Source organism: Pseudoalteromonas sp. CR1 (assembly GCF_019392235.1).
In the GTDB taxonomy this organism is placed as follows: Bacteria; Pseudomonadota; Gammaproteobacteria; order Enterobacterales; family Alteromonadaceae; genus Pseudoalteromonas.
The window spans coordinates 1-318 of the sequence record NZ_JAHXRM010000105.1 but is presented as its reverse complement, the minus strand read 5'-3'; the positions used below and the strand labels follow the sequence as shown (position 1 = coordinate 318).

The 318-nt window shown below is 56.9% G+C and carries 1 protein-coding gene; it reads left to right on the top strand.

Annotated elements, in window-relative coordinates:
• Positions 1-14: 14 nt before the first annotated feature.
• A partial coding sequence (locus tag KZZ04_RS18675; protein WP_306430589.1) for an EF-Tu/IF-2/RF-3 family GTPase occupies positions 15-318 on the top strand: 304 nt, incomplete at its 3' end.

Genomic DNA, 318 nt, shown 5'->3' with positions numbered 1-318 from the left:
CCATGGCGGAAGACATGACCCCGCTGTACCAAGCAATCGTTGACCACGTTCCACCGCCGAAGGTTGACCGTGAAGGCGCGTTCCAGATGCAAATCTCCGCACTGGACTACAACAGCTTCCTGGGTGTTATCGGCGTTGGCCGTATCGCTCGTGGTAGCGTCAAGCCGAACACTCCGGTTGTGGCTATCGGTGCTGATGGCAAGAAGCGTAACGGTCGTATCCTGAAGCTGATGGGTCACCACGGTCTGCACCGTATTGACGTTGAAGAAGCTTTCGCCGGCGATATCGTTTGCGTCAGCGGCATGGACTCGCTGTTCA